The 24,756-nt window shown below is 70.4% G+C and carries 21 protein-coding genes, 1 tRNA gene and 1 pseudogene; 10 read left to right on the top strand and 13 right to left on the bottom strand.

The window, feature by feature from the left end:
* Window positions 1–39: 39 nt before the first annotated feature.
* Window positions 40–1,362, top strand: coding sequence for a serine/threonine-protein kinase (locus HHL19_RS26505; protein WP_169092869.1), 1,323 nt, complete (start codon window positions 40–42; stop codon window positions 1,360–1,362).
* A gap of 1 nt (window position 1,363) precedes the next feature.
* Here the strand turns inward: HHL19_RS26505 and HHL19_RS26500 are convergent, their stop codons facing one another.
* From HHL19_RS26500 to dnaA, 12 genes are all read right to left on the bottom strand, one after another.
* A complete protein-coding gene (locus HHL19_RS26500; protein WP_346768421.1) occupies window positions 1,364–2,704 on the bottom strand; it encodes a hypothetical protein in 1,341 nt (446 codons plus the stop codon).
* Window positions 2,701–4,671, bottom strand: a complete 1,971-nt coding sequence (locus tag HHL19_RS26495; protein ID WP_346768422.1) for a VWA domain-containing protein — start codon at window positions 4,669–4,671, stop codon at window positions 2,701–2,703. Before HHL19_RS26495 ends, HHL19_RS26500 begins: the two co-directional genes overlap by 4 nt.
* A gap of 158 nt (window positions 4,672–4,829) precedes the next feature.
* The gene (locus tag HHL19_RS37705) at window positions 4,830–4,964 is read right to left on the bottom strand and encodes a DLW-39 family protein (RefSeq protein WP_208809277.1); all 135 of its coding nucleotides are present in this window, start codon (window positions 4,962–4,964) and stop codon (window positions 4,830–4,832) included.
* 147 nt (window positions 4,965–5,111) lie between these two features.
* Window positions 5,112–5,185 (bottom strand) — tRNA-Ile (locus HHL19_RS26485).
* A 100-nt stretch (window positions 5,186–5,285) separates the two neighbouring features.
* On the bottom strand, window positions 5,286–5,852 hold the full coding sequence (locus HHL19_RS26480; RefSeq protein ID WP_346768425.1) for a DUF3566 domain-containing protein: 567 nt from the start codon (window positions 5,850–5,852) through the stop codon (window positions 5,286–5,288).
* Window positions 5,853–5,957: 105 nt separating this feature from the next.
* Window positions 5,958–8,570 carry a DNA gyrase subunit A gene (gyrA, locus tag HHL19_RS26475; protein WP_169092867.1) on the bottom strand — a complete coding sequence of 871 codons (2,613 nt, stop codon included), beginning with the start codon at window positions 8,568–8,570 and terminating at the stop codon, window positions 5,958–5,960.
* Between the two features lie 41 nt (window positions 8,571–8,611).
* On the bottom strand, window positions 8,612–10,642 hold the full coding sequence (gene gyrB, locus HHL19_RS26470) for a DNA topoisomerase (ATP-hydrolyzing) subunit B (protein WP_169092866.1): 2,031 nt from the start codon (window positions 10,640–10,642) through the stop codon (window positions 8,612–8,614).
* 353 nt (window positions 10,643–10,995) lie between these two features.
* On the bottom strand, window positions 10,996–11,553 hold the full coding sequence (locus tag HHL19_RS26465; protein WP_169092865.1) for a DciA family protein: 558 nt from the start codon (window positions 11,551–11,553) through the stop codon (window positions 10,996–10,998).
* Complete coding sequence (recF, locus tag HHL19_RS26460; protein WP_169092864.1) at window positions 11,550–12,671, bottom strand: DNA replication/repair protein RecF; 1,122 nt, start codon at window positions 12,669–12,671, stop codon at window positions 11,550–11,552. The genes HHL19_RS26465 and recF overlap by 4 nt, the downstream gene beginning before the upstream one ends.
* Window positions 12,672–12,730: 59 nt before the next feature.
* On the bottom strand, window positions 12,731–13,606 hold the full coding sequence (gene gnd, locus HHL19_RS26455; RefSeq protein ID WP_169092863.1) for a phosphogluconate dehydrogenase (NAD(+)-dependent, decarboxylating): 876 nt from the start codon (window positions 13,604–13,606) through the stop codon (window positions 12,731–12,733).
* Between the two features lie 112 nt (window positions 13,607–13,718).
* A complete protein-coding gene (dnaN, locus tag HHL19_RS26450; protein ID WP_150229580.1) occupies window positions 13,719–14,849 on the bottom strand; it encodes a DNA polymerase III subunit beta in 1,131 nt (376 codons plus the stop codon).
* Window positions 14,850–15,732: 883 nt separating this feature from the next.
* Window positions 15,733–17,523, bottom strand: a complete 1,791-nt coding sequence (gene dnaA, locus HHL19_RS26445) for a chromosomal replication initiator protein DnaA (protein ID WP_169092862.1) — start codon at window positions 17,521–17,523, stop codon at window positions 15,733–15,735.
* 355 nt (window positions 17,524–17,878) lie between these two features.
* On the opposite strand from dnaA, the gene rpmH reads away from it, so the two are divergent.
* The 9 genes from rpmH (at window position 17,879) to HHL19_RS26400 (ending at window position 24,583) form a co-directional block, all read left to right on the top strand.
* The gene (rpmH, locus tag HHL19_RS26440) at window positions 17,879–18,016 is read left to right on the top strand and encodes a 50S ribosomal protein L34 (protein WP_015659252.1); all 138 of its coding nucleotides are present in this window, start codon (window positions 17,879–17,881) and stop codon (window positions 18,014–18,016) included.
* A 21-nt stretch (window positions 18,017–18,037) separates the two neighbouring features.
* The gene (rnpA, locus tag HHL19_RS26435) at window positions 18,038–18,409 is read left to right on the top strand and encodes a ribonuclease P protein component (RefSeq protein WP_043222725.1); all 372 of its coding nucleotides are present in this window, start codon (window positions 18,038–18,040) and stop codon (window positions 18,407–18,409) included.
* Window positions 18,406–18,732: a membrane protein insertion efficiency factor YidD gene (yidD, locus tag HHL19_RS26430; protein WP_030493766.1), complete on the top strand. Its 327-nt coding sequence runs from the start codon at window positions 18,406–18,408 to the stop codon at window positions 18,730–18,732. Before rnpA ends, yidD begins: the two co-directional genes overlap by 4 nt.
* A gap of 3 nt (window positions 18,733–18,735) precedes the next feature.
* Window positions 18,736–20,028, top strand: a complete 1,293-nt coding sequence (gene yidC, locus HHL19_RS26425; RefSeq protein WP_169092861.1) for a membrane protein insertase YidC — start codon at window positions 18,736–18,738, stop codon at window positions 20,026–20,028.
* A 31-nt stretch (window positions 20,029–20,059) separates the two neighbouring features.
* Complete coding sequence (locus HHL19_RS26420) at window positions 20,060–20,569, top strand: R3H domain-containing nucleic acid-binding protein (RefSeq protein ID WP_169092860.1); 510 nt, start codon at window positions 20,060–20,062, stop codon at window positions 20,567–20,569.
* 126 nt (window positions 20,570–20,695) lie between these two features.
* Window positions 20,696–21,412, top strand: coding sequence for a 16S rRNA (guanine(527)-N(7))-methyltransferase RsmG (gene rsmG, locus HHL19_RS26415; protein ID WP_169092859.1), 717 nt, complete (start codon window positions 20,696–20,698; stop codon window positions 21,410–21,412).
* Between the two features lie 238 nt (window positions 21,413–21,650).
* A complete protein-coding gene (locus tag HHL19_RS26410; RefSeq protein WP_169092858.1) occupies window positions 21,651–22,730 on the top strand; it encodes an AAA family ATPase in 1,080 nt (359 codons plus the stop codon).
* The gene (locus HHL19_RS26405) at window positions 22,727–23,782 is read left to right on the top strand and encodes a ParB/RepB/Spo0J family partition protein (protein WP_169092857.1); all 1,056 of its coding nucleotides are present in this window, start codon (window positions 22,727–22,729) and stop codon (window positions 23,780–23,782) included. Before HHL19_RS26410 ends, HHL19_RS26405 begins: the two co-directional genes overlap by 4 nt.
* Before the next feature lie 183 nt (window positions 23,783–23,965).
* Window positions 23,966–24,583 carry a GNAT family N-acetyltransferase gene (locus HHL19_RS26400; protein WP_169092856.1) on the top strand — a complete coding sequence of 206 codons (618 nt, stop codon included), beginning with the start codon at window positions 23,966–23,968 and terminating at the stop codon, window positions 24,581–24,583.
* Between the two features lie 63 nt (window positions 24,584–24,646).
* Here HHL19_RS26400 and HHL19_RS37700 read toward each other — a convergent pair.
* Window positions 24,647–24,756: pseudogene (locus HHL19_RS37700) on the bottom strand (thiol reductase thioredoxin); the annotation flags it as partial.

Below are 24,756 nucleotides of genomic sequence, written 5' to 3'. Positions count from 1 at the left end.
ACGCACGACTGACGACGGACGGGGAGCGGGCGCAGCGCGATGGGTGAGGTCTTCGCCGGCAGGTACGAGCTGATCGACCCGATCGGACGGGGCGGGGCCGGCGCGGTCTGGCGCGCCTGGGACCACCGCCGCCGCCGCTACGTGGCGGCCAAGGTGCTCCAGCAGAGCGACGCGCACACCCTGCTGCGCTTCGTCCGCGAGCAGGCGCTGCGGATCGACCATCCGCACGTCCTCGCCCCGGCCAGCTGGGCCGCCGACGACGACAAGGTCCTCTTCACGATGGACCTGATCGCCGGCGGTTCGCTCGCCCACGTCATCGGCGACTACGGCCCGCTGCCGCCCCGCTTCGTGTGCACCCTCCTCGACCAGCTGCTCTCGGGCCTGGCGACGGTGCACGCGGAGGGCGTCGTCCACCGGGACATCAAGCCGGCGAACATCCTGATGGAGGTCACCGGCACGGGCCGCCCGCACCTGCGCCTGTCGGACTTCGGCATCTCGATGCGCAAGGGCGAACCCCGTCTCACCGAGACCAACTACGTGGTGGGAACGCCGGGTTACTTCGCGCCCGAGCAACTCCTGGGCGTCGAGCCCGACTTCACCGCGGACCTGTACGCGGTCGGGCTCGTCGGGCTCTATCTGCTGCACGGCACCCGGCCGGACTCGCAGGCCCTCGTGGAGCACTTCCTGGCCCATGGCACCCCGCCGGCGCCGGAGAGCGTCCCGGAGCCGCTGTGGCAGGTCCTGGCCGGGCTGCTGCAGCCCGATCCGCAGGCCCGCTTCCGGACGGCGACGGGCGTGCGGAAGGCGCTGAGCGCCGCCGTGGAGATGCTCCCCGAGCCGGCGGCCGGCGAGGAGCCGGTGGAGATCTTCGACCAGCTCGGCCCGCTGCCGGCCGGCTTCGGCCCGGAGGGCCCGGTGGCCGTGGCCCGCCCGGTCCAGGACGCCCCGCCGCCGGCCCAGGACACCCCGCAGGCCCCGGCCGCCGCGCCCGGCACCGTACCGCCCGCGCAGGCCCCGCCGCCGTACCGACTGCCGTACCAGCAGCCCTACCCACAGCCGTCCCCACAGCCTTCCCAGGCGTACCAGCCGGTGCCCGCGGCCTCCGAGACGGGCAGCTTCCACCTGTCCCCGCCGGTGGCCCCGCCAGCCCCGCACACCGCGGCGAACCCGTACGCCGCCCCGGTCACTCCGACCACTCCGACCACTCCGACCACTCCGCTCGCCCCTCCCGCCCAGGCGGCCACGCAGGCGCGGCCAGTCCCTGAGCGCCGTCCGGGACCGCCCCCGAAGGTGGCGGTCCCGGTGCTGCTGCTCGCGCTGGTGTCGCTGGCGGTCGGCTTCTGGGCCCTGACCCAGGTGTAGGTCAGCGGGCCGCCCTGCGCGCCAGCAGCGTCCAGGCGCCGAGGCCGACGAGCAGGACGGTGCCGAGGCCGAGGCCGCCCGCGGCGACGAACGCCATCGTCGAGTCGGTGGCGGCCTCCGCGCCGGTCGCGCCGCTCGCGGCGGCCTCCCGGTCGTCGCCCGTCACCTGGAAGATGCCCGCGTCCCCGGCGTAGTCGGGTCCGGCCTGCTTCGCGCCGGTGACGTCGACCCGCAGGATCAGCGGCAGGGGCTGGTCCCCGAACTCCTCGGCGATCTCCGGGCTGAGGGTGGCGCTGAGGTAGTACCAGCCGGCGAACCGCATGCCGCTCGTGCCGGTGTCGTACGCGGAGCGGTTCTTGTGGTCGACCGGCCGCTGCGGGTCGAGGGCGGCCGTGGCGGGCTTGCCGCTGTAGTTGACCGTGTCCAGGTCGACGAAGCCGCGCGCCGGGTTGGCGAGCCCGAACGCGAGCGCGTTGCTCACCGACTCGTCGCCCGCGTCGCTGCTGCCCAGCTCGGCGCGGGCGAAGAGCTGCTGGCCCCAGTCGACCGGCACCCGCCAGAAGAGCGTCTGGCCGGGCCTGATGTCCGCCCGCCACTCGCCCTTGTCCAGGGAGACGGCGTCGTGGAAGCCGTTGCCGCCCTGCCGCTTCTTCTGCTCGGTGACGAGCGGCGCGGGCGCCTTGGAGGGCCAGGACTCGGGCAGCTTGTCCGGCCCGTTCTTCTTCAGGAGCGGCTCGGTGACGTGCTGGAGCTCCAGCTCCCAGTCGTCCGGGGTGGAGGTGGCGTCCGACTCCCGCTCGACGACCACGTAGTACGTGCCGGCCTCCTGGCAGCCGGAGACGTCCGGGTGGACGATCCGGCGCGCGTAGGCGGTCAGCGGCCGGGCGTACTCGCCGGACGCGAAGTTGACGTCCTGGTAGCCGCACTCGGTGCCGGAGCCGTCCTGGATGGCGATCCGGAAGCCGTCGCCGTACGCGGCCTTCCCGCCCGGCTTGGGCACGGCGACCGCGGAGACGTACGTGTTCTTCGAGGTGTCCAGGTCGAGCCGGTAGTAGAGCTTGCCGTCCTTCTTCACGGTGTCCCGGTAGGTCCCGCCCGCCGCCAGCGGCTTGGCGTCGGCACTGGAGCCGGCGCCCGCGATCCGCTGCGCCGAGGGGTCGAAGGAGTACGCGGGCAGCGGGGCCGCCTCGGCCGCCCACGCGGGCAGCGCGGTGACCGTGCCGACCGCGGCGGCGGCCGTCAGGAGCGCCGCGACCTTCCGCGTCCGGGCCGCGGTCCTCCCCCGCCCCCCGGACCGGCGCCCGGCCCCGTCCCCGGTCGTGGCCCCCGCCTGCGTGCTCACGCGCTTCTCCTCGTCGTGTCCGTCACCGCGCCCTGGCCCGTGCCCGACCGCGCCCCGGCCCGTGCCCGCCGGACGCCGAGGACGACCCCCGCGAGCAGGAGGAGCGCCCCGCCGCCGGCCGCCAGGGCCGTCGTGCCGGACCATCCTGCCCCGCCGGCGGCTCCGGTGTCCGCACCGGGGCCGGATTCACCCCGCTCCGCGGCCTCCTCGGGGGCGAGCACGCGCGCGTGGTGCTCGGGTCCGGCCTTCGCCTCCCCCACGACCCGCACCCGCAGCACGAAGCCGATCTCGGGATCGCGGGCGATCCGGGCCGCGTCGGCGCCGAGGGTGACGGCGATGTAGTGGCTGCCCGGGAGGTGGACGGCGGTCACGTTCCGGTCGGGCTCGTAGCGGTTGGTCCAGGCGACGGGGACGGTGCCCATGCGCAGCCGGGCCTGCTTGCCGGTGTAGAGGGCCTGCGAGTCGAAGACGCCGGTGCCCCGGCCGACCGGCTCCCTGGCCGGGGTGTACACCTCGGTCCCGCCGTACGAGTGGACCGGGCCGACGAGGCCGGTGACGGTCGGCTCGTTGCCGAACTCGACGTCGTACCGCAGCTGCTGGCCCCAGCCGACCGGCACCTTGTACCAGAGGGTCTGGGCGGGCAGCAGCCGGTCGCGGTAGACCCCGGTGGCGAGCTCCTTCGCGTCGTTGAAGCCGGTGCCGCCCCGGACGTCCTCCGGCTCTCCCACGGGCAGGGCCGCCTTCGGCCCGCCGGCGCCGTACTCGGGCTCCGACTGCGCCGGTACGGTCCCGGCCGGCAGCGGCTTCTCGACGGTGAGGAGCAGCTCCACGGGCCAGCGGGCGGCGTCCGAGCCGGGCTTGCTCGTGCGCTCGACGGTGAGCCAGTAGCGGCCGGGCCGGTCGCAGGCGGAGTACCGCTTCCGGGTGGGGATCCGGGCCACGGCCGAGGTGAGCGGCACCGCGCCCTCGTCCTGGTGGAAGATCTCACTCCGGGTGTCGCAGGAGCCTTCGTCGCCGATCGAGGAGACCCGGACGAGGGCGGTGGTCAGCTTGTCGACGGTGTCGACGGCGGCGCCGGGCTGCGGGACGGCCGTGGCCGCGAAGTGGGCGGTGGAGTCGGCGTCGAGGTCGGTCGCGTAGTAGCGGGTCTCGCCGGGGCCGATGGTGTCGAGGTACTGCCCCGGGGCGAGCCCGGGGGCGCCGGTCCGCGCGGGGGTGCCGCGCACGGGCGTGCCGCGGAGCCGGTAGCCGTCGGCGGAGAGGCGGGCGGCGCGCTGGAGCTGGCGGGCGAGCGCGTCGGCGTCGGGGGCGTCGTAGTAGCGGCCGTTGCCGGCCTCGGCGACGCACTCCAGCTCCTCGCGGGCCTTGCCGGCGACCTGGAAGCCGACGGTGTCGATGCGCAGCCCGACGCCCTGGCGGGCGAGTTCGGCGGCGACCTCGCAGGGCTTCGGGGTGCCGCAGGTGTCCTCGCCGTCGGAGACCAGCAGGATCGTACGGGTGACCAGGGCGCCCGGAGCGGCCTTCGGCAGGTCCTGGGCGGCCTTGCGGAGGGAGAGGCCGATGGGGGTGTCGCCCTTGGGTGTGAGGGCGGCCACGGCGGCCTTGAGCCCGGCCCGGTCGAGCGGGGCGACCGGGCGGGCCAGACGGGTGTCGTCGCAGCCGCGGGGCTTGTCGGCGCCGTAGACGCGGAGTCCGGTGGGGTGGCCGTCGGGGAGGCCGTCCACGACGGTCCCGACGGCGTCCCGGGCCGCCGCCATCCGCGTACGTCCTCCGGTTCCGGCGCCGTCCACCGGGTCGGCCATGGAGCCGGAGGAGTCGAGCACCATCACCAGGGCCCCGGCGGGCGCGGTCCCGGTCCCGGTGCCGGTCCCCTCCTCGGCCGCCGCCCGCGGCGCCGGGCCGAGCAGCAGCGCGAGTACGCCGGCCAGCGCGCCTCCCGCCGCGGCCCTTCGTCGTCCGGTCGTCACGGTGTCCCCCAAGGAAATCCACCCGCGCACGCTTGTTCGCGAGCATTCAACTTTGCCACTGCAAGCTATCGATTTGCTTAGGTGAATACAAGGGGAAAACGGAGATCCCGGCCGCGCGAGGCGCGGCCGGGATCTCCGGACTTCAGATGGGGTGGGTCTCAGACACCGGAACCGGACGGCACGGAGTCGGTCGCCTCCGTCCACAGGTCCTGCTCGGCGCGATCCGCCTGGATCTGGCGGTACACGAGGAGCCCGCCGATGGCGGCCAGTGCGACCAGGAGCAGCTTCTTCACCGCGCGACCTCGTCTTTCGTTGACGTAGGAGTCTTCTGACGCCCACTCTACACATCGACCGATACCGATCGGTGACCTGTACGAGCGTCAAACCTCATACAAAGAGATCGACCCGGACGGAGGAACCGTCCGGGTCGATCTTCACTGTGGGGCTAACAGGATTTGAACCTGTGGCCTCATCCTTATCAGGGATGCGCTCTAACCAACTGAGCTATAGCCCCGCCGCGCTTGCCGGTTTGTTTCCCGCCGCGCTGACTCCTGAACATTAGCGCACGTGGGGGCCAGTCCCAAAATCGGTTCCGGGACCGGCCCCGTCGCGGACTACTCGTCCTCGGCCAGCGTCAGCTCGACGCCGCCGACGAAGCCGGCGGACAGGTTGTAGATGAACGCGCCCAGGGTCGCCAGGGCCGTCATCAGGACCACGTCGATCACCGCGATCACCGAGGTGAACATCAGGACCCGCGGCAGCGACAGGAAGGACTGCAGGTCGAAGCCGTTGGACTCGTTCGAGCCCGTCGCCTCGCTGATCGTCCCGCCGACCGTCGAGAAGACGCCCATGGCGTCCATGACCATCCACAGCACCGCCGCCGCGACGACCGTGCAGATGCCCAGCGCGATGGAGAGCAGGAAACTCACCTTCATCACCGACCACGGGTCGGCCTTCGCCACCCGCAGCCGCGCCTTGCGGGTGCGGGGCGTGGTCCGCGCCCCGGTCCGCGGCCGGCGCACGGCACCCGTGTTGCCGCCGCGCGCCTGACCGCCCTGCGTCGGGGCGCCGTAGGCCTGCGGCGGGTGGTACGGGCCCTGCTGCTGCCCGCCCTGCCGATCGCCGGGCAGCGGCCCGCCGTAGCTCTCGTAGGAGGGCTGCTGCCCCCGTCCGTCCGTCACCGCACCCCCCTGGGAGTCCGTGGCCGAGCCACGGGCGCCGTACGCGCCGGCACCTGCAGAAGCTCCGGCGGCCGCCGAACCGGCGCCCGTGGCTCCACTCACGCTCTACTCCTCGTGATCCCCGGTCGCAGGCTCCGTGCCCTCGACCGTTCCCTCGGCCTCGACTGCCTCGACGGCACCCTCGACCTCGACGACGTCCTCGCCGTCCTCGTCCTCGCTGCCGGCCTCGGCGTTGCGTGCGATGCCGACGACGGCATCGCGCTTGCCCAGATTGATCAGCTGGACGCCCATGGTGTCACGGCCGGTCTCCCTGACTTCGTTGACTCGCGTACGAATCACACCGCCGGAGAGCGTGATGGCGAGGATCTCGTCGGTCTCCTCCACCACCAGCGCGCCCACGAGCGAGCCGCGGTCCTCCACGATCTTGGCGGCCTTGATGCCGAGGCCGCCGCGGCCCTGGACGCGGTACTCGTCGACGGGGGTGCGCTTCGCGTACCCGCCGTCCGTCGCGGTGAAGACGAACGTACCGGGCCGGACGACATTCATCGAGAGCAGTTCGTCGCCCTCGCGGAAACTCATGCCCTTGACACCCGAAGTGGCGCGTCCCATCGGACGCAGCGCGTCGTCCGTGGCGGTGAAGCGGATCGACTGCGCCTTCTTGGAGATCAGCAGCAGGTCGTCCTCGGCGGAGGCCAGCTCGGCGCCGATCAGCTCGTCGGCGACGCCTTCGGCGCCGTTGTCCCGCTCACGCAGGTTGATGGCGATGACACCGCCGGAGCGCGGCGAGTCGTAGTCCTTCAGCGCGGTCTTCTTCACCAGGCCCGAGCGGGTCGCGAGGACCAGGTACGGCGCGGCCTCGTAGTCGCGGATCGCCAGGATCTGGGCGATCTGCTCGTCCGGCTGGAAGGCCAGCAGGTTGGCCACGTGCTGGCCGCGGGCGTCCCGGCCGGCGTCCGGCAGCTCGTACGCCTTGGCCCGGTAGACCCGGCCCTTGTTGGTGAAGAAGAGCAGCCAGTGGTGGGTGGTGGAGACGAAGAAGTGGTCGACGATGTCGTCCTGCTTCAGCTTCGTCCCGCGCACGCCCTTGCCGCCGCGCTTCTGCGACCGGTAGTCCTCGGTCTTGGTGCGCTTGACGTAGCCGCCACGCGTGATGGTGACGACGATGTCCTCCTCGGCGATGAGGTCCTCGATGGACATGTCGCCGTCGAAGGGCACCAGCTTGGAGCGGCGGTCGTCGCCGAACTTCTCGACGATCGCGGTCAGCTCCTCGCTGACGATGCTCCGCTGCTTCTCGGGCGAGGCGAGGATCGCGTTGTACTCGTTGATCTTCGCCTGGAGCTCGTCGTGCTCGGCGATGATCTTCTGGCGCTCCAGGGCGGCGAGCCGGCGGAGCTGCATCTCCAGGATCGCGTTGGCCTGGATCTCGTCGATCTGGAGGAGGGTCATCAGGCCCTCGCGGGCGACCTCGACCGTGTCGCTGCGCCGGATGAGGGCGATGACCTCGTCGATCGCGTCCAGCGCCTTGAGGAGGCCGCGCAGGATGTGGGCGCGCTCCTCGGCCTTCCGCAGCCGGAACTTCGTCCGGCGGACGATGACCTCGATCTGGTGCGTCACCCAGTGGCGGATGAACGCGTCGAGCGAGAGGGTGCGCGGCACGCCGTCGACGAGCGCCAGCATGTTCGCGCCGAAGTTCGTCTGGAGGTCGGTGTGCTTGTACAGGTTGTTGAGGACGACCTTGGCGACCGCGTCGCGCTTGAGCACGATGACCAGGCGCTGGCCGGTCCGGGACGAGGTCTCGTCGCGGACGTCGGCGATGCCGCCGATCTTGCCGTCCTTCACCAGGTCGGCGATCTTCTGCGCGAGGTTGTCCGGGTTGACCTGGTAGGGCAGCTCGGTGACCACCAGGCACTGGCGGTTCTGGATCTCCTCGACCTCGACGACCGCGCGCATCGTGATGGAGCCGCGACCGGTGCGGTACGCCTCCTCGATGCCCTTGCGGCCGACGACGAGCGCGCCGGTGGGGAAGTCGGGGCCCTTGATCCGCTCGATGAGCGCGTCGAGGAGCTCCTCGTGACCGGCCTCGGGGTGAGCCAGGTACCACAGGGCGCCCTCGGCGACCTCGCGGAGGTTGTGCGGCGGGATGTTGGTCGCCATGCCGACCGCGATGCCGGCGGAGCCGTTGACCAGCAGGTTCGGGAAGCGCGCCGGGAGGACCGTCGGCTCCTGGTTGCGGCCGTCGTAGTTGTCCTGGAAGTCGACGGTCTCCTCGTCGATGTCCCGGACCATCTCCATCGACAGCGGCGCCATCTTGCACTCGGTGTAGCGCATGGCGGCGGCCGGGTCGTTGCCCGGGGAGCCGAAGTTGCCGTTGGAGTCGACGAGCGGCATCCGCATCGACCAGGGCTGGGCGAGGCGGACGAGCGCGTCGTAGATCGAGGTGTCGCCGTGCGGGTGGTACGTACCCATGACGTCGCCGACGACGCGGGCGCACTTGTAGAAGCCCTTCTCGGGCCGGTAGCCGCCGTCGTACATCGCGTACAGCACGCGCCGGTGGACGGGCTTGAGGCCGTCCCGTACGTCGGGCAGCGCGCGGGACACGATGACGGACATCGCGTAGTCGAGGTACGAGCGCTGCATCTCGGTCTCGAGCCCGACGGGCTCGATGCGCAGCACCGGCTCTTCTTCTTCGGTGGTCACGGGGGGGTTCTCGTCGGCCATTGCTGGTCGTCAGTCCTTTCGTACGGTCAGCTGAGACCGACTCAGATGTCGAGGAAGCGAACGTCCTTGGCGTTGCGCTGGATGAAGGAGCGCCGCGCCTCGACGTCCTCGCCCATCAGCACCGAGAACAGGTCGTCGGCCTGCGCGGCGTCGTCCAGGGTGACCTGGCCGAGGACGCGGTGCTCGACGTCCATGGTGGTGACGCGCAGCTCCTCGGCGTTCATCTCGCCGAGACCCTTGAAGCGCTGGATCGAGTCGTCCCTGATCCGCTTGCCGTTCTGCTTGCCCAGCTCGACCAGGGCGTCGCGCTCGCGGTCGGAGTAGGCGTACTCGAAGTCCTCCCGGCCCCACTTGATCTTGTAGAGCGGCGGGCGGGAGAGGTACACGTGCCCGTGCTCGATCAGCGGCCGCATGAAACGGAAGAGGAAGGTGAGGAGCAGGGTGTTGATGTGCTGGCCGTCGACGTCGGCGTCCGCCATCAGGATGATCTTGTGATAGCGGAGCTTCTCGATGTCGAAGTCCTCGTGCACACCGGTGCCGAAGGCGGAGATCAGCGCCTGGACCTCGGTGTTCTGGAGGATCTTGTCGACGCGGGCCTTCTCGACGTTCAGGATCTTGCCGCGGATCGGCAGGATCGCCTGGTACATCGGGTTCCGGCCGGACTTGGCGGAGCCGCCGGCGGAGTCACCCTCGACGATGAAGATCTCGCACTTGGTGGGGTCGTTCGACTGGCAGTCGGAGAGCTTGCCCGGGAGGGAGGCCGACTCCAGGAGACCCTTGCGGCGGGTGAGGTCACGGGCCTTGCGGGCGGCCACGCGCGCGGTGGCGGCGGTGATGCCCTTGCGGACGATGTCCGCGGCCTCGTTCGGGTTCCGGTCGAACCAGTCCGTCAGGTGCTCGTGGACGACCTTCTGGACGAAGGTCTTCGCCTCGGTGTTGCCGAGCTTCGTCTTGGTCTGGCCCTCGAACTGCGGCTCGCCGATCTTGATTGAGATGATCGCGGTGAGACCCTCGCGGATGTCGTCGCCGGTGAGGTTCTCGTCCTTCTCGCGGAGCAGCTTCTTCTCGCGCGCGTACTTGTTGACGAGCGTCGTTAGCGCGGCGCGGAAGCCCTCCTCGTGGGTACCGCCCTCGTGGGTGTGGATCGTGTTCGCGAAGGAGTACACGCCCTCGCTGTACGACGAGTTCCACTGCATCGCGATCTCGGCGGAGAGCAGGCGCTCCTTGTCCTCGGCCTCGATGTCGATGATCGTCGGGTTGATCAGCTCGCCCTTGCGCGAGTTGAGGTACTTCACGAAGTCGACGATGCCGCCCTCGTAGTGGTACGTCACCGTGCGCGCGGCCGGCTCGGCGGCGGCCTCGGCGTCCGGGTCGTCGGCGCCGACCGTGGCCTTGGCGGACTCGCGCTCGTCGGTGAGCGTGATCGTGAGGCCCTTGTTGAGGAAGGCCATCTCCTGGAAGCGGCGGGAGAGCGTCTCGAAGGAGTACTCGACCGTCTCGAAGATGTCCGGGTCGGACCAGAACGTGACCGAGGTGCCGGTCTCGTCGGTCTCCTCGTGCTGAGCCAGGGGCGCGGTGGGAGCACCCATCTTGTAGTCCTGCGTCCAGCGGTGCCCGTCGGTCTTGATCTCGACGGAGACCTTCGTGGACAGGGCGTTCACGACGGAGACGCCGACACCGTGCAGACCGCCGGAGACGGCGTAGCCGCCGCCGCCGAACTTTCCGCCCGCGTGGAGGACCGTCAGCACGACCTCGACGGCCGGCTTGCCCTCGGACGCGACGATGCCGACGGGGATGCCTCGGCCGTTGTCGACGACGCGGACGCCGCCGTCGGCCAGGATCGTCACGTCGATGGTGTCCGCGTGACCGGCCAGCGCTTCGTCGACCGAGTTGTCGACGACCTCCTGCACCATGTGGTGCAGGCCGCGCTCTCCGGTCGAGCCGATGTACATGCCGGGGCGCTTGCGCACCGCATCCAGGCCTTCGAGGACCTGGATGTTGCTGGCGGTGTACTGAGTGTTCTCGTTGGGGTTGCCGGAATCGGCCACGAAGCGCCCTTTCTGGCACAGCACAGGCCATGCTCCGGGCATAGGGGAGCCGGCTGCGTCGTTCGACAGTTCCGCAGTGTGGCGGGATTGTCTCCCAGTCTACCGGTACCGCCGACACTCATGGGGGTTTGCCGGTACCTGAATGCGCATGTGCCGCCCTCCGCGCCCCCGAGACGACTCCCCATATCCGGACAGGGTCTCCAGAGCCCTCTGACGGCCACCTAGCGCTTCGAGTCGTAGCTCGTTGTGGGCAGGCGTTCCGCAAGGGCTGGGGGTCCCCCCGGACGAAGTCTGGGGGAGGGTGGGCACAACGCCCCGCGCGACGACGCCCGACTGCTTGGTCCCGCGCCCCTCGTGCCCCGCACCTCGCCCTGGCGTCAGCCGTACGTATCCCCGGGCCCCACGGAACCGGGCGCCTTGAGAGGCCCGTACCGCCGCTGCCCGCCAGGCCCCAGCACCTTGATCAGCCGCACCGTCCCGTGCCCCAGGTCCTCGTTGAGCCGGGCGACCAGCGTCGGCGCCAGCAACCGCAACTGCGTAGCCCACGCGGTGGAGTCGCACTGCACGGTCAGCACCCGCGCGTCCGGCTCCTCCTCGTACTTCACCGGTACGCAGTGCTTCGCGAGGTCCTCCCCGACGATCTGCGGCCACCGCCCCATCACGCCGCCCACGGCCGCCGGCGTCTCCCAGCCGCGCTCGGCGAGCAGCCGGTTGATCGCGGCGCCGAGCGCCATCGGGTCGCGCCCGTCGGCACGCGCGCCGGAGCGCAGCCCGCCCCCGCGCCTGGCCTGCTTCTTCTGCTGCGCGGCCGCCCCACGCGCGCGTGCCGCCTCCTTCGCGGCCCGCAGCGCGACCCGGGCGAGGTCCACGCCCGAGGGTTCGGGAGCCGCAGACTTGTCCACAGACTGTGGGGAAGTTTCGCCGGCGTCGCTCATACCCGCTCCACCGTCCCTCCGGTCACCGCGTACCGCGTCCCCTTGAGGACGTCCGGCACGTCGTCGTCGACCGCCGCCGTCACCAGGACCTGCTCGCCGTCGGCCACCAGCTCCGCGAGCCGTTCCCGCCGGCGCGCGTCCAGCTCGGCGAAGACGTCGTCGAGGACCAGGACGGGCTCGTTGCCCTCGGAGCACAGCAGGTCGTACGAGGCGAGGCGGAGCGCCAGCGCGTACGACCAGGACTCGCCATGGCTCGCGTACCCCTTGGCGGGCAGGTCGCCGAGGCGCAGCAGCAGCTCGTCGCGGTGCGGGCCGACGAGGGTGACCCCGCGCTCGATCTCCTGCTTGCGGGCCTCGGCGAGGGCGGCGATCAGCTGCTCGTACAGCTCTTCGCGGGTCTGTCCGGTGCCGGGCGCGGAGGGCCGGTACTCCAGCAGAATCGGTCCGCCGCCGGGCGCGAGCTGTTCGTACGCCTTGTCCGCGAGCGGCTGGAGGGTGTGGACGAGGTCGAGCCGCTGGGCGAGCAGCTCGGCGCCGGCCCGGGCCAGGTGCTGGTCCCAGACGTCGAGCGTGGAGAGGTCCATGCCCCGGCCGCCGTGCCGACGGGCCATGGCGGCGGACTTCAGCAGGGTGTTCCGCTGCTTGAGCACGCGCTCGTAGTCGGAGCGCACGCCCGCCATGCGCGGCGCGCGCGCCGTGATCAGCTCGTCGAGGAAGCGCCGGCGCTCCCCGGGGTCGCCCTTGATCAGCGACAGGTCCTCGGGCGCGAAGAGCACGGTCCGCACGATGCCGAGCACGTCACGGGGTCTGACCTGCGAGGACCTGTTGATGCGGGCGCGGTTGGCACGGCCGGGGTTGAGCTCCAGCTCGACCAGCTGGGAGCGCTCGCCCTGGGTGACGGCGGCCCGGATGACGGCCCGCTCGGCGCCCATCCGCACCAGCGGGGCGTCGGAGGCGACGCGGTGGCTGCCGAGGGTGGCGAGATAGCCGACGGCCTCGACGAGGTTGGTCTTGCCCTGGCCGTTGGCGCCCACGAACGCGGTGACGCCCGGGTCGAGGGGTACCTCGGCCCGGGCGTACGAGCGGAAGTCGGCCAGCGAGAGATGCGTGACGTGCATGGTGGGCGCCGGCCTTCCCCCGGTCGCTGTGCACCGGGTGGTGCACAGCCTGTGGATTGCTACTTCTTCTCGACCGCGTGGCCGCCGAACTGGTTGCGCAGCGCGGCGATCATCTTCATCTGCGGCGAGTCGTCCTGGCGGGACGCGAACCGTGCGAACAGCGACGCGGTGATCGCCGGCAGCGGTACGGCGTTGTCGATGGCGGCCTCGACGGTCCACCGGCCCTCGCCGGAGTCCGACGCGTAGCCGCGCAACTGGTCCAGGTGCTCGTCCTCGTCGAGGGCGTTGACCGCGAGGTCGAGCAGCCAGGAACGGATGACCGTGCCCTCCTGCCAGGAGCGGAAGATCTCGCGGACGTTCTCCACCGAGTCGACCTTCTCCAGGAGCTCCCAGCCCTCGGCGTAGGCCTGCATCATGGCGTACTCGATGCCGTTGTGGACCATCTTCGCGAAGTGGCCGGCGCCGACCTTGCCGGCGTGCACGGAGCCGTACTCGCCCGCGGGCTTGAGCGCGTCGAAGATCGGCTGGACCTTGGCGACGTCCTCGTCGGAGCCGCCGTACATCAGGGCGTAGCCGTTCTCCAGGCCCCACACACCGCCGGAGACGCCGCAGTCGACGAAGCCGATGCCCTTGGCGGCGAGCTCCTCGGCGTGCTTCTCGTCGTCGGTCCAGCGGGAGTTCCCGCCGTCCACCACGATGTCGCCCGGGGAGAGCAGCTCCGCCAGCTCGTCGACGGTGGACTGGGTGGCCGCACCGGCGGGCACCATGACCCAGACGACGCGCGGACCCTTGAGCTTGTTCACAAGCTCTTCGAGACTGTGGACATCGGCGAGGTCCGGGTTGCGGTCGTATCCGATGACGGTGTGGCCTGCGCGGCGGATGCGCTCGCGCATGTTGCCGCCCATCTTGCCGAGACCGACGAGACCGAGCTCCATCAGAGTGTTCCTTAAGCGTCGTGTGCGGTTGCTACCCGGGTCCGAGCCTACGCCCGGACCCGGCCGCACACCTGTGGGGTCAGCCGCTCAGTCGAACCCCTCGGAACGCAGGTCAGCCGCTCAGCCGCACGGGCATGATCAGGTACTTGTAGGCCTCGTCCGCCTCCGCGTCCACGGCCGGGCGGCCGCTGAGCAGCGCCGGCTTGGTGGAGGTCGTGAAGGAGAGCTGGGCGACGGGGGAGTCGATCGCGCTCAGGCCGTCCAGCAGGAAGGTCGGGTTGAAGGCGATCGAGATGTCGTCGCCGTCGAGCTGCGCGTCGACCCGCTCCACAGCCTGTGCGTCGTCGCTGGAGCCGGCCTCCAGGATGAGGACGCCCTGCTCGAAGCTGAGGCGGACCGGGGTGTTGCGCTCGGCGACCAGGGCCACGCGCTTGACGGCCTCCACGAAGGGGGCGGTCTCGATCACCGCGACCGAGTTGAACTCGGTGGGGAAGAGCGTGCGGTACTTCGGGAGGTCGCCCTCCAGGAGGCGGGTGGTGGTGCGGCGGCCCGCGCCCTCGAAGCCGATCAGGCCCTCGCCCTGGCCGGAGCCGGAGAGCGCCAGGGTGACGGTGTCGCCACTGGTGAGCGCCTTGGCGGTGTCCAGGAGGGTCTTCGCGGGCACCAGGGCGACGGCGGAGGCGTCCGGGGACTCCGGCTTCCACAGGAACTCGCGGACCGCGAAGCGGTAGCGGTCGGTGGAGGCCAGGGTGACGGTGTCGCCCTCGATCTCGATGCGCACACCGGTGAGGACGGGCAGCGTGTCGTCACGGCCGGCGGCGATGGCCACCTGCGCGGCGGCGGCGGCGAAGACCTCGCCGGGGACGGTGCCGGTCGCGGTGGGCATCTCCGGCAGCGCCGGGTACTCCTCCACGGGGAGGGTGTGGAGGGTGAAGCGGGAGGAGCCGCAGACCACGGTCGCCCGGACACCGTCGGTGGAGATCTCCACCGGGCGGTTGGGGAGGGCGCGGCAGATGTCGGCGAGGAGGCGGCCGGAGACGAGGACGGTGCCGTCCTCCTCGACCTCGGCCTCGACGGAGACGCGGGCGGAGACCTCGTAGTCGAAGCTCGAGAAGCTCAGCGCGCCGTCCTCGGCCTTCAGCAGAAGGCCCGCGAGTACGGGAGCCGGCGGACGGGCCGGAAGGCTGCGGGCCACCCACGCCACCGCCTCCGCGAGTACATCGCGCTCCACCCGGATCTTCACCGGAACCGCCTCCTGCTTGTTGCTGGCTCTTCGTCGACTGCGGCATCCAGTCTGACGTACGCCGCCGACACTCGGTGCGGCTCGGGGTCAAGTCGGGACGAGAGCGGGTCGGGGCTCCGGCGCCGAGTTGTGCACAGCCCCCGCTTCAAAGCGATTCCCGGGCTAACTATGAGTGGCAGTAGTAGTAGGGCCTGTGGAAACCGTGGATAACGTCGTCCGCGCAGGTCAGACCCTGTTTTTTGTCCACTGCCCCTGTGGGTGGAACCAGTGGAAAACCACGGTTCTCTGTGGACACCGGAAAGTTCTGCACACCCCATGCACAGGCAAGGGGGAGTTCTCCCCAGTGCTGTCCCCAGCTTTCCCCAGGTTCCCCACAGCCCAAACGTCTCCCTTGGTGTGACGCCTTTCACTCCAGCCGGTGAGAGGGGGTGTTGTGTTGCCGAACAGTGGACAGCGGTGTGGAGAAGCTGTGGGCAACCGGCCTCTCCCTGTGGGTAGCCAGTGGACAACTCTCCGGAGCCCCTGTGGACGAAAGATTCATCCACAGGCTGTGGAGATCGGTTGCCAACAAATCCACACCCCTCTGAGCTGGAGTGATGGACTGTCACCCGCTCGGCCTGTGGACACAATCCGGATAACTCGACAGTCCCCACCCTGTGGACGGGAGATCATCCCCCAATCTGTGGAGAACCCGCCACCGGAACGGAGTAATCGAACAGGGCCATCCGGGTCAGCGCGCCGTCATGGCGTCCGCTCGCCACCGCAGAACCCCTCCACCACGCCGAAGGGCGCCCCGGGAGGTGTCCCGGAGCGCCCTTCGGAGGCCGTGCGGAGGCCGTGCGGAGCCCGTACGACGCCCCTGCGGAGCTCGTACGTCGGCGGCTCAGCCGTTCTTGATGCGGTTGGTCAGCTCGGTGACCTGGTTGTAGATGGAGCGCCGCTCCGCCATCAGGGCGCGGATCTTCCGGTCCGCGTGCATGACGGTCGTGTGGTCCCGGCCGCCGAACTGCGCGCCGATCTTCGGCAGCGACAGGTCGGTGAGCTCCCGGCACAGGTACATGGCGATCTGGCGGGCCGTCACCAGGACCCGGCTGCGCGAGGAACCGCAGAGGTCCTCCACGGTCAGCCCGAAGTAGTCGGCCGTGGCCGCCATGATGGCCGGCGCCGTGATCTCCGGCGAGGAGTCCTCGCCGCCCGGGATCAGGTCCTTGAGGACGATCTCGGTGAGGCCCAGGTCCACCGGCTGCCGGTTGAGGCTCGCGAAGGCCGTCACCCGGATCAGCGCGCCCTCCAGCTCACGGATGTTCCGCGAGATCCGGGAGGCGATGAACTCCAGCACCTCCGGCGGGGCGTTCAGCTGCTCCTGCACCGCCTTCTTGCGGAGGATCGCGATGCGCGTCTCCAGCTCCGGCGGCTGCACGTCGGTGGTGAGTCCCCACTCGAAACGGTTCCGCAGCCGGTCCTCCAGGGTCACCAGCTGCTTGGGCGGCCGGTCGGAGGAGAGCACGATCTGCTTGTTCGCGTTGTGGAGCGTGTTGAAGGTGTGGAAGAACTCCTCCTGCGTCGACTCCTTGCTCGCGAGGAACTGGATGTCGTCGACCAGGAGGATGTCCACGTCGCGGTAGCGCTTGCGGAAGGCGTCGCCCTTGCCGTCGCGGATCGAGTTGATGAACTCGTTGGTGAACTCCTCCGAGCTCACGTACCGCACGCGCGTGCCCGGGTAGAGGCTCCGCGCGTAGTGCCCGATGGCGTGCAGCAGGTGCGTCTTGCCGAGCCCCGACTCGCCGTAGATGAAGAGGGGGTTGTACGCCTTCGCCGGCGCCTCGGCCACCGCGACCGCGGCCGCGTGCGCGAAGCGGTTCGAGGAACCGATGACGAAGGTGTCGAAGAGGTACTTGGGGTTCAGGCGCGCGTGCGGCTCGCCGGGCCCGCCGGCGCCGGAACCCGCGCCGGTGCCGCCGAGCGAACCCTGGCCGATGCCGGGGCCCACGCCCTGGCCGCCGGGACCCGGGCCGGGGCGCGGTCCCGCCCCCGGCGGCTCGGGCAGCTCGGAGCGCTCGGGCCGCTGCGGCTGCTCGTAGCCGCGGGAGGACTCGTCGTAGCGCGGCCGGCCGGACGGATCGGGGGAAGCCGGGCCGGTGTACGGGGCGCGCTCGGGGAAACCGCCGAGGCGCGGCTGCTGCCAGGAGAGGTCCTCCTGGGACCGCGGCCAGGCGCCCGGCTCGGGGCGCGGCGGCTGCTGGTAGTCCGGGTAGGCCGGGCGCGCGGTGGGCAGCCCGTCGTCGGGGAGCGCGCGGTGCCCGTAGCCGTCGTACTTCTCGTACGGCTCCGGCTGCGGGCGCTCGCCGTAGTGCGGCTGCTGCGGGGCGTGGCCGGGGGAGGGCGCCGGGGGCTGCTCGCCGACGGAGTCGTCGACGGTGATCGCGATCCGGATCGGGCGGCCGCACTCGCGGCTGAGGGTGTCGCTGATCAGAGGGGCGAGGCGGCCCTCCAGGACGCGCTTGCCCCATTCGTTGGGGACGGCGAGCAGCGCCGTGTCGGCGACCAGGGCGAGCGGCTGGCAGCGCTCGATCCACTGTTTGTCCTTGGGCTCGATGCCCTGCTGTCCTTCTCCGAGCAGCTGATCGAGCACGCGTGGCCACACTGCGGCAAGATCAGCAGGTACGTCAGCCACAGGGCACGCTTTCTCGCAGGTCCCACGAAGGTGTGGTTCTCGGGACGATAAGAACAGAACGGAAGAGATAGTGGAGTCCAGTCACGGTAGTCGCGGCGGCTGACGTCGTTCAAGTTGTTGTCCACAGCCTGTGCACAAGCGGGCCCGCCGACGGGTCGGTTTGACCGGATGGCGTAACCGCGCGTACCGTAACCAGGTCGAGTTGTCGATGGCTGCTGCCGCCTGCCTCCGATGGGCAAAGATCACGTCAGTGATCGCGTAGCGGTGCACTCGAGCGTATGCGAGCTACTCGTGGGCGCACGGTGACAGCCAGGCGATGTCCCGCCACCACCCGAATCATTTCTGGAGCCCCCGAGTGAGCAAGCGCACCTTCCAGCCGAACAACCGTCGTCGCGCGAAGACCCACGGTTTCCGCCTGCGCATGCGTACCCGTGCCGGCCGCGCCATCCTGGCGAACCGCCGTGCCAAGGGTCGCGCGAGCCTGTCCGCCTGATCCACCTAAACAGGTCATGACGTGCTGCCTACCGAGAATCGGCTGAGGCGGCGCGAGGACTTCGCAACCGCGGTACGCCGAGGACGCCGGGCCGGTCGCCCGCTCCTCGTCGTCCACCTTCGTAGCGGTGCAACGGACCCGCACGCGCCTGGGGAGAGCGCTCCCCCGACGCGTGCGGGTTTCGTCGTGAGCAAGGCCGTGGGCGGTGCGGTCGTCCGCAACCAGGTGAAGCGTCGTCTGCGCCATCTCGTCCGCGACCGGCTCTCCGCGCTGCCCCCCGGTAGCCTGGTGGTCGTACGGGCGTTGCCCGGAGCCGGTGACGCCGACCACGCCCACCTGGCCCGCGACCTGGACGCCGCCCTCCAGCGGCTGCTGGGAGGGGGTACGCGATGAAGTACCCGTTCCTCGCCCTCATCAAGCTGTACCAGTGGACGATCAGCCCGCTTCTGGGCGACGTCTGCCGGTACTACCCGTCGTGTTCCCACTATGGATTCACGGCCATTGACCGGCATGGCGCGATCAAGGGCATCGCCCTGACCGCCTGGCGCATCCTGCGGTGCAATCCGTGGTCGCCCGGCGGAGTGGACCATGTCCCCCCGCGGAAGCGTCCGCGCTGGCACGAGATGCTCAGGAACGCGCTGCGCGGCGACAAGGGCGGGATCTCCGCCGAGACGAGCCCGGCCGCAGAGACCTCGCCCAATGCTCAAGGAGCCTGATTAGTGGACACGATTGCCAGTCTGTTCAGCTTCATCACCTGGCCCGTTTCCTGGGTCATCGTCCAGTTCCACAAGCTGTACGGGGCCATCTTCGGCCCCGACACGGGCTGGGCCTGGGGCCTGTCGATCGTGTCCCTCGTGGTGCTGATCCGGATCTGCCTGATCCCGCTCTTCGTGAAGCAGATCAAGGCGACCCGGAACATGCAGGCGCTCCAGCCGAAGATGAAGGCGATCCAGGAGCGCTACAAGAGCGACAAGCAGCGTCAGTCCGAAGAGATGATGAAGCTGTACAAGGAGACGGGCACCAACCCGCTCTCCTCGTGCCTTCCCATCCTCGCCCAGTCGCCGTTCTTCTTCGCCCTGTACCACGTGCTGTCCAACATCGCGTCGGGCAAGGAGATCGGGGCCCTCAACCAGAACCTGGTCGACAGCGCCCGTGAGGCGCACATCTTCGGCGCCCCGATCGCCTCGAAGTTCATGGACTCCCCCGAGGCCGTCGCGGCCCTCGGTGCCTCGCTGACCGATGTCCGCATCGTCACCGCGATCATGATCGTCCTGATGTCGGCCTCGCAGTTCTTCACCCAGCGCCAGCTGATGATGAAGAACGTCGACCTCTCGGTGAAGACCCCGTACATGCAGCAGCAGAAGATGCTCATGTACATCTTCCCGGTGATCTTCGCCGTCATGGGCATCAACTTCCCCGTCGGTGTCCTCGTCTACTGGCTGACCACCAACGTGTGGACCATGGGCCAGCAGATGTACGTGATCAACCAGAACCCGACCCCGGGCAGCAAGGCGCAGGACTCCTACCTCCAGCGCCTGCTGAAGAGCGTCACGCACCACGGTGAGGTCCGCAGCCGGCGCCACAAGGCCGTCGTCAAGGTGATCGTCGCCAAGGGCTCGGACCGCAACGAGAACGAGCGCCGCTTCATCGGTGGTCTCGCCAAGGCCGGCTTCGCCGCGCAGGCCGACGGCACCGTGGTGAAGAGCGACGCCGCCGTCGCCGAGGCCGAGGGCACTGCCGCCCCCAAGCGCCAGCAGCCCAAGCGCCAGACCAAGGCCCAGCGCCAGTCCGGCGGCCAGCAGGCCAAGAGCGACGAGACCGTCGAGGAGACGGCCGAGGAGTCCGCGGGCGAGGCCGCCCAGGACGCCGAGCCGAAGACCTCGCTGGAGAAGAAGCCCGAGACGCCCGCCAAGGGCGGCGCGCAGGGCGGCGGCCGCAGCCGCGCCAGCTCCGGCGGCTCCCGCCAGCGCAAGGGCCAGCAGCGGCCCAAGCACCCGTCCTCCAAGAAGTAGAAGCGTCCACGTAGCTAGAAGGAGTCCATCCGTGACGGAAGGCACCACCTCCGCCGCCGAGGGTGGCGACACCCTGACCCGCCTGGAGCAGGAGGGTGAGATCGCGGCCGACTACCTTGAGGGTCTGCTCGACATCGCCGACCTCGACGGCGACATCGACATGGACGTCGAGGCGGACCGGGCCGCGGTCTCGATCATCAGCGACTCCGGCGGCCGTGATCTGCAGAAGCTCGTCGGCCGCGACGGCGAGGTGCTGGAGGCGCTCCAGGAGCTCACCCGCCTCGCCGTGCACCGGGAGACCGGTGACCGCAGCCGTCTGATGCTCGACATCGCCGGCTTCCGGGCGCAGAAGCGCACGGAGCTGGCCCAGATCGGCGCCAAGGCCGCGGACGAGGTCAAGGCCTCCGGCCAGCCGGTCAAGCTGGACCCGATGACCCCGTTCGAGCGCAAGGTCGTGCACGACGCGGTCGCCGCCGCCGGTCTGCGCAGCGAGTCCGAGGGCGAGGAGCCGCAGCGCTTCGTCGTCGTTCTCCCTGCCTGACCCCTCTCCTCGCGTCGGCCCCGTCTGTTCGCAGACGGGGCCGATCTTTGTCAGCCTGATAGTTCAGCCACTCAGCCACCACAGCGCGCTCGCACAGTACGCGTGCGGTACGGAAGGACGGTCCCCGTGACGGAGGCAGCGGAGCTCCCCGAGGCGCCGGAGCAGGCACGGAAGGTCTTCGGCGAGTACTTCCCCGAAGCCGTGCGGTACGCCGAGCTGCTCGCGGACGCCGGAGTGAAGCGTGGGCTCATCGGCCCGCGCGAGGTCCCGCGACTGTGGGAGCGCCACCTGCTGAACTGCGCGGTTCTCTCCGAGGTCGTCCCCGAGGGCGTCACGGTCTGCGACGTCGGCTCCGGTGCCGGCCTGCCCGGCATCCCGCTGGCCCTGGTCCGGCCCGATCTGAAGATCACGCTCCTGGAGCCGCTCCTGCGCCGCACCAACTTCCTCACGGAGGTCGTGGAGCTGCTCGGTCTCGACCATGTGACCGTCGTCCGCGGTCGCGCCGAGGAGATGCTCGGCAAGGTCCCGCAGGTCCACGTCGTGACCGCCCGTGCCGTGGCCCCCCTCGACCGGCTCGCCGGCTGGGGCGTTCCGCTGCTCCGTCCCTACGGCGAGATGCTGCTGCTGAAGGGCGACACCGCGCAGGAGGAGCTCGACGGTGCCCGCGCCGCGCTCGCCAAGCTGGGCGTGGTGGAGACCTCGGTCCTCCAGGTCGGCGAGGGAATCGTCGATCCGATGTCCACCGTGGTCCGGGTCGAGGTCGGCGAGAGCCCCGGCGGTGTCCGCTTCGCGGCCAAGCGGGCCAAGGCGGCGCGGACCAGCAAGACCCGTCGGCGCCGCTGAGCGTCGCTTTCGTCCGCTTTCACGGAGTGTCGAACGGTCCCGGCAGGGGCGCAGGGGCATCGTGTTTCACGTGAAACGTCGCTCACTGCTCCAGGGGATCATCAGCCGCGGGCGCGCCGCAGCCACCCCCCGGGACCGCAGGCCCCGTGTGAAGCCACCCGCGAGGGTTACGGAGTTTTCCACAGAGGTGGATTCACCCACAGATCCACCGACCTCGCTGGTTCAGGACCCCGCAGGCATGGCAGGCTCTTCCCATCGCGAGCTTGATGCCGAGGAGAGTGAATCCTTGCGGTCCGACGCCAACATCGCGGGACCGATGACCGATCCGGTCCCCGGTCCCCGAACCGAATCGGCTGGGGAAGATGTTTCACGTGAAACGCTGCCCCCGGTGGATGACACCCCCATTGGCCGTGCTGCCCAGCTGGCCGTAGAAGCGCTGGGCCGTGCCGGGGAGGGACTGCCCCGTCCCGAGCAGACCCGCATCATGGTGGTGGCCAACCAGAAGGGCGGCGTGGGCAAGACGACCACGACCGTCAACCTGGCGGCCTCCCTGGCCCTGCACGGTGCCCGGGTCCTGGTGGTCGACCTGGATCCGCAGGGCAATGCCTCCACGGCGCTGGGCATCGACCACCACGCCGACGTCCCCTCGATCTACGACGTCCTCGTCGACAGCAGGCCGCTCTCCGAGGTGGTCCAGCCGGTCCTGGACGTCGAGGGCCTCTTCTGCGCCCCGGCCACGATCGATCTCGCCGGTGCGGAGATCGAGCTGGTGTCCATGGTGGCGCGCGAGAGCCGGCTCCAGCGGGCGATCCAGGCGTACGAGCAGCCGCTGGACTACGTCCTCATCGACTGCCCGCCGTCCCTCGGACTGCTCTCGGTCAACGCGCTGGTGGCGGGGGCCGAGGTGCTCATCCCGATCCAGTGCGAGTACTACGCGCTTGAGGGGCTCGGACAGCTCCTCAAGAACGTCGATCTGGTCCGCGGACACCTCAACCCGACGCTGCACGTCTCGACGATCCTGCTGACCATGTACGACGGCCGCACCCGGCTCGCCTCGCAGGTCGCCGAGGAGGTCCGCAGCCACTTCGGGAAGGAGGTGCTCCGGACCAGCATCCCGCGGTCCGTCCGCATCTCCGAGGCCCCCAGCTACGGCCAGACCGTGATCACCTACGACCCCGGTTCCAGCGGAGCCCTGTCGTACATCGAAGCGGCGCGCGAGATCGCCTTCCGCGGCATCTCTGTCCACTACGAGCCCCACCAGCACGGCCGCGTGGGGCACCAGAACAACCAGCACAGCATGGCGGAGGAACTTCAGTGAGCGACCGACGTAGGGGACTGGGCCCGCGGGGGCTCGGCGCGCTGTTCGCCGGCACCCCTCAGGACCAGCAGGCGCCGGAGGCCGGTGCCGTCTCCACGCTCCCCGGGAGCGGCGCGGCCCGCCTGTTCCCCCAGGGTGCCCCGCAGCCCGAGCCGGTGACGGCACCGGTGGAGCCCGAGCCGGCGCTGGTCGCCGGGGCGTACTTCACCGAGATCCCGCTCGACGCCATCACGCCCAACAAGCAGCAGCCGCGTACGGTCTTCGACGACGAGGCCCTTGCCGAGCTCGTCACCTCCATCAAGGAGGTCGGCCTGCTCCAGCCCGTGGTCGTCCGCAAGACCGACGCCGACGCCTATGAGCTGATCATGGGCGAGCGGCGCTGGCGAGCCTGCCGTGAGGCCGGTCTGGAGTCCATCCCCGCGATCGTCCGGGCCACCGACGACGAGAAGATGCTCCTGGACGCCCTCCTGGAGAACCTCCACCGGGCCCAGTTGAACCCGCTGGAGGAGGCCGCCGCCTACGAGCAGCTGCTCACGGACTTCGGCTGCACCCACGACCAGCTCGCCGACCGGATCGGACGCTCGCGTCCGCAGGTCTCCAACACCCTGCGACTGCTCCGGCTCTCCCCGCCGGTCCAGCGCCGGGTCGCTGCCGGAGTGATCTCCGCCGGCCACGCCCGCGCCCTGCTCGGCGTGGAGGACCCGGAGGTCCAGGACCAGCTGGCCTACCGGATCGTCTCCGAGGGCCTCTCGGTGCGCACGGTCGAGGAGATCGTGAAGCTCATGGGCCTGGAGGAGCCCGCCGCGGTGAAGACCAAGAAGCCGCGGGCGGGTGCCCGGGTCTCGCCGGTCTTCTCCGATCTGGCGACCCGTCTCTCGGACCGCTTCGAGACCCGGGTGAAGGTCGACCTGGGGCAGCAGAAGGGCAAGATCGTCGTCGAGTTCGCCTCGGTGGAGGACCTCGACCGGATCCTCACGACACTGGCCCCCGGCGAGAACAAGGTCATGGACCAGCTGAAGGCCGACCAGGAGTGGGAGCAGGGCGAGGAGTAAGCCTCCCCCGCACGCCCCACAGGGCGGGGAGCGCTTCGGGTGTCACCGGGTTTCCGGGGGCCACCGGAGGGCTCCCCGCCCTTTGCCTGTGTGCGGTGTCGCCGTGCGGGCCCGCTGGTTACGATTCCGAGAGCCGTATCCGTGCTCGGTGGCCGTGCGACGGCCAGGGAAGCGAGGGCAGCCGTGGGGCGTCGGCTCGTACCGCTCACGCTGGACAATCTTCCGCACCTGCCGAAGCGCTGCCGTTCCTGTGTGTTCTGGGAGCTCGATCCGGTGAGCGGCGAGGCGGCCGTGAAGGCGGGCCGCGCGGAGGTGGAGAAGGAGGCGTGGATCTCCGCCGTCCTGCTGGAGTGGGGCTCCTGCGGCCGGGTCGTCTATGTCGACGAGGTGCCGGTCGGGTACGTCCTCTACGCGCCTGCGGCCTATGTGCCGCGCTCGACCGCCTTTCCCACGAGCCCGGTGGCGGCGGACGCCGTCCAGCTGATGACGGCCTGGATCATGCCGGAGTACCAGGGGCAGGGCCTGGGCCGGGTGTTGGTGCAGACGGTGGCCAAGGACGTGCTCCGGCGGGGCTTCAAGGCCATCGAGGCCTTCGGGGACGCCCGTTGGAAGGAGCCGGCCTGTGTGCTGCCGGCGGACCATCTGCTCGCGGTCGGCTTCAAGACCGTACGGCCGCATCCCGCCTTCCCCCGGCTCCGGCTGGAGCTGCGGACGACGCTCTCCTGGAAGGAGGACGTCGAGATGGCGCTGGACCGGCTGCTCGGCGCGGTGCAGAAGGAGCCCGCGCTCCGACCGCTGTGAGGCGGAGACGTGAAACAGCCCGCCCCCTTTCGGGGCGGGCCGTTTCACGTGAAACAGCGTGGGTCACTTCGCGGCGACGAAGGGCTCCAGGTCGCGCAGGATGGCCGCCTTCGGCTTGGCGCCGACGATGGTCTTCACGACCTCGCCGCCCTGGTAGACGTTGAGCGTCGGGA

Origin of the sequence: Streptomyces sp. R302 (assembly GCF_012927245.1) — a bacterium.
Classification (GTDB): domain Bacteria; phylum Actinomycetota; class Actinomycetes; order Streptomycetales; family Streptomycetaceae; genus Streptomyces.
The sequence above is the reverse complement of the archived record's forward strand: the minus strand, read 5'-3'. Positions and strand labels throughout refer to the sequence as shown.